Genomic DNA, 1244 nt, shown 5'->3' with positions numbered 1-1244 from the left:
GGCCGGGAGGGGCTGGATGGCGGCGGAGTGGCTGGACGTGCCGGCGGACTCGGTGTTCGGGCTGGCGAACCTGCCCTACGGGGTGTTCAGCATCGGAGCGGAGCCGGTACGGCGGGTCGGGATCGCGGTGGGCGAGCAGGTGCTGGACGCCGGCGCGGTGGCGCGGGCGGTGCGGGCGGACTTCGCCGACCTGCTGGGGGCGGGGTCGCTGAACCCGCTGCTGGCGGCCGGGCCGGCGGTGTGGCGGTCGGTGCGCGCGGCGGTGCGCGGCTGGCTGAGCGGTGCCGTGCGGGCGGAGGCGGTGCGGCCGCACCTGGTGGACCGGGCGGCGGTGCGGCTGCACCTGCCGTTCGAGGTCGCGGACTACGTGGACTTCTACTCGTGCGAGCAGCACGCGGTGAACGCGGGCCGGATGTTTCGGCCGGGCGCGCCGCCGCTGCCGCCGAACTGGCGGCATGTGCCGATCGGGTACCACGGGCGGGCGGGCACGGTGGTGGTGTCGGGGACCGACGTGGTGCGTCCGGCGGGGCAGCGGCGGGAGCCGGGGTCCGCGGAGCCGGTGTTCGGGCCGTCGGCGCGGCTGGACTTCGAGGCCGAGGTGGGTTTCGTGGTGGGGGCGCCCAGCCCGCGGGGCCGCCCGGTGCGGGTGGCGGACTTCGCGGATCACGTGTTCGGGGCGTTCCTGGTCAATGACTGGTCGGCGCGGGACGTCCAGGCATGGGAGTACGTGCCGCTGGGGCCGTTCCTGGGCAAGTCGTTCGCGACGTCGGTGTCGCCGTGGGTGGTGCCGCTTGCGGCGCTGTCGGCGGCGCGGGTGGCGCCGCCGCCGCGGGATCCGGAGCCGCTGCCGTACCTGCGCGACGTGCCGGGCGATCCGTGGGGCCTGGACCTGCGGTTGGAGGTGCGGCTCAACGGCCGGGTGCTGTCGCGGCCGCCGTTCGCGGCGATGTACTGGACGCCGGCGCAGCAGCTCGCGCATCTGACGGTGAACGGCGCGGCGCTGCGGACGGGGGATGTGTTCGCGTCGGGGACGGTCAGCGGTCGGGAGCGCGGCGAGTGGGGGTCGCTGCTGGAGCTGGCGTGGAACGGGGCGGAACCGGTGCGGCTGGCCGGCGGCGGGGAGCGGGCGTTCCTGTGCGACGGTGACGTGGTGTCGATCAGCGCGACGGCGCCGGGTCCGGACGGGGCGGTCATCGGGTTCGGTGAGGTGACGGGGCGGGTGCTGCCCGCGGCCGGCTGAGGAG

At 76.4% G+C, this 1244-nt stretch carries 1 protein-coding gene; it reads left to right on the top strand.

All coding sequences use genetic code 11. The annotated features are described in order from the left end of the window. Positions 1-16 precede the first annotated feature (16 nt). Entirely contained in the window at positions 17-1240 is a 1224-nt protein-coding gene (fahA, locus tag DEF28_RS26530; protein ID WP_114446268.1) for a fumarylacetoacetase, read from the top strand. Positions 1241-1244: the final 4 nt, after the last annotated feature.

The sequence above is a fragment of the Marinitenerispora sediminis genome (assembly GCF_003336425.1).
In the GTDB taxonomy this organism is placed as follows: Bacteria; Actinomycetota; Actinomycetes; order Streptosporangiales; family Streptosporangiaceae; genus Marinitenerispora; species Marinitenerispora sediminis.
The sequence above is the reverse complement of the archived record's forward strand: the minus strand, read 5'-3'. Positions and strand labels throughout refer to the sequence as shown.

Bases quoted from the DNA above. Each gene is read 5' to 3' on its own strand.
- fahA (WP_114446268.1), top strand. From the start codon at position 17: ATGGCGGCGGAGTGGCTGGACGTGCCGGCGGACTCGGTGTTCGGGCTG.